Here is a 2,900-nt window from a genome sequence, read left to right as displayed (position 1 = left end):
ATCGCAGCTTTTTGGAAGAGTTGCTCCCCTGGTCACCAGCGCTTCCGGAAAACATTCGAAAATAGAATTTACAGCAGGCCGCAAAAGCGGCTTATAGTTGTCAAGGTATTCGCTATGGAGCGTTTACTTATACAGTGGTAATTAATACCAAAAAAACTGATAAATAATTGACTGTTCATAGCGCCAGGCGACCGCTGGTCAACGCATCACCGACCGGCGGCCGGCGCAAATTGCAGATGATTACGTACTTACCGTTGCACAACAGATCAGGCAGGTCAAAAGACCGGCCTGATAATATCTCTTTGGTTCAATTTTAGCTTGCCCCTACGGAATGACCCTAAAAAACTCAACCATTTTTAGCGTCTGTCCCCACTAATTGACCCTAAAAAGCTTCGGGAAACCCTACTAAACTTTGGAGACCCGCTATAGGAGTTTTGTTCTATTTCTCATCGCAATGAAACAGAACATAATCCCCATAATCGAAACAGACATCTCCCCGTACACCAGTACCATATCAAACATTCCAAACACAAACACCGGGAGAAGGAAAACACGCATCATGATATCTTCCCACTCATGATATCTGAGTATAGACAAGAGGCTATACACACATATAAGCAAAAAAAGAATCCCTGCCGGTATGCCATAATCGTATGCCATCTGCAGGAGCATATTATGAGCCTGCTCAAAATATGTCCCCTTGTCGTACCAGAATCCTCCCCCCGCGTGTCCATAAAGATTTAATCGAACGGCATACCACTTCCATATGGTCATCCTGGCAATGTCCGGGCCTGAATATTCCTCTGAGGTCAGCGCATAGGGATTTTCCGGGCTACTCCCCGGCTCGCCCAGTTCTGCCGCCTCTGCCCGGATTGCGCCAAAGTGAGTCTCTACCCAATTGGAAATTTCTTTGTAATTCAATCCAAACAGAGTAGTTATTCTTCCAATGTTAAACTCTGTTGCTTGCTGAAATGTAATATATTTTGGACTGTCCCAATTATCGAAGGAGCATACACTTCTCCCTTCCTCGTACTCACCCTCAAACCACACCGGATGGTGAAGGATGGTTGGCAGATAACGAACAGTCACATACACAGCAGGAACCATTACCACAAAACATATTGTAAACATAACAGCTTTTACTGCCAACCTGTACCATATATCAATTTTTATGACCAGCATATTGATTGCAACCACCATTAGCACCACCAATTCCCCCAACAGTGCGGATTTGGTTCCTGAAAACAACGTAAAAGAAAATAGTGCGGCTATCATAACAAAACAGAGTGTCTTTGAAAGCTTATTGCACTCCTTCTTCAGCAGCATCACGTATTTCAGACATAACGCTGTAAAAACATACATATAATGCATTCCGTTCTGGGTTACCCCGGAATACATGCCCCGATACCTTGCATAGTCATAGGGTCTGAAGCCAAATGCAATAATCTGTTGGAGACAGAACCACAGGATGATTCCATTCATCATGCTGTTAAGTATCTCTGGAATCTCGTCTCTGTCTAACAGCAAATAGAATCCGACAAATATCATCAAAAACCATGCCGGCAATACTCTTCCATTCTTTGAGAGCTGCATCAGCACAAGCAACACCATCAGTGCCAGCGCAAAGGGCTCCTTCAGTTTATCTTTTATCCGTAGTTCTGCTCGATTGCTGATTATATAAACCCACAACATCATCCATACGGTAAAATTCAGCACCCCAGATATCCAAACATTCTGAAAATAAAAAAAATATCTACCAAGCACGCAAAGTATCACAGTGAAAGCAAGGTCAACCGGTATCGTCAAGGCATACAACTTACAAAGAAATCTCTTTCTATCCAGAGAGGGGATTAGCATCGCTGCCAAGACCAAGCCCAACAAGTTTCCGAACATCATCTGTACGTCACCGGTGGCACTGCCACGTCTCTGATCCATTAAGCCCAGCATCAAAACACAAATGATATAGAGCCATCTATTCCAACTATTTTTACCTATTTGCCTGCACTTCTCTATCATACACGGTTTCCCCCACTACTACTGCTCCCAGCATTTTAATCTACCTGAAAATGTCACAATCAAATGAATCTCTAATGCGCATAATCTTGCACACCGGTCACAACTACTTTCTGAATCTCGGCTTCGCTTCTGACCAGCTCAATGTCTTAATTTCAATAATCATGTATTGCTTGATTCAGCTTATTCCACCAGAATTCCGCCCAATACACAAATGTTCTGTCTGCTCATTAACTGAAGCTCTTTTACAACTTCTTCATACATCGTAGAGCCTGCTGTTTCCACCAGCACGATGCCTTTGGCATTCTCAAGCTTTTCCATTGCTTCTGCATCATAGAGCACATTGCTCAGAATCTGTACGCAAATACTTTCCTCATGCAAATTCTTGCTGATTTGTTCACATTTCTGCAGGGTATCTCCCGTCACATTACATCCTAGGAGGTAAACTTCCTTCAATGTACGTTTCTTCGCCGCCATTTTCACCGCAGTGGAAGCCAGAGTAATTGCCTCCTCTGTCGTAAATTGACGACTGTTATGATAACGAAGCTTCAAAATCCTTGAGACTGCGCTACAATCGTAATCACATGTTCACCAATAACGGACTGTAATTCTGTCTCCTTTGTCTCTACATAGGAGATTACTGCATTCATCATATTTTTGCAAATGTCGGCATCATTGTGAACAATCTGTACGCTGATAGAATCTCTTTCTTCCGGCAACAGTCTATCAGAAGTGAATCCTGAAGCAGTGCCAACCGTAAGTAAATCTTCAACCACTCGTACCTTATAATACTACCACATTCATGAGATAATTGCTCCAAATATTTTCGTGTCGATTGCGCGATTCGCGCAATTCGAGCGATTACTTAAGGAGGACTCTCATGAACA

General features: G+C 43.0%; 3 protein-coding genes. All 3 read right to left on the bottom strand.

Annotated elements, in window-relative coordinates; all coding sequences use genetic code 11:
- Positions 1-423: 423 nt before the first annotated feature.
- On the bottom strand, positions 424-2,016 hold the full coding sequence (locus tag FYJ59_RS13750; RefSeq protein WP_154498895.1) for a hypothetical protein: 1,593 nt from the start codon (positions 2,014-2,016) through the stop codon (positions 424-426).
- A gap of 180 nt (positions 2,017-2,196) precedes the next feature.
- Positions 2,197-2,565 carry a hypothetical protein gene (locus tag FYJ59_RS13745; protein WP_154498893.1) on the bottom strand — a complete coding sequence of 123 codons (369 nt, stop codon included), beginning with the start codon at positions 2,563-2,565 and terminating at the stop codon, positions 2,197-2,199.
- On the bottom strand, positions 2,562-2,789 hold the full coding sequence (locus FYJ59_RS13740) for a hypothetical protein (RefSeq protein ID WP_154498891.1): 228 nt from the start codon (positions 2,787-2,789) through the stop codon (positions 2,562-2,564). The genes FYJ59_RS13745 and FYJ59_RS13740 overlap by 4 nt, the downstream gene beginning before the upstream one ends.
- Between the last annotated feature and the right edge of the window lie 111 nt (positions 2,790-2,900).

The sequence above is a fragment of the Waltera intestinalis genome, from assembly GCF_009695995.1.
GTDB lineage: Bacteria > Bacillota > Clostridia > Lachnospirales > Lachnospiraceae > Acetatifactor > Acetatifactor intestinalis.
The sequence above is the reverse complement of the archived record's forward strand: the minus strand, read 5'-3'. Positions and strand labels throughout refer to the sequence as shown.

Bases quoted from the DNA above. Each gene is read 5' to 3' on its own strand.
- FYJ59_RS13750 (WP_154498895.1), bottom strand. From the start codon at position 2,016: ATGATAGAGAAGTGCAGGCAAATAGGTAAAAATAGTTGGAATAGATGG.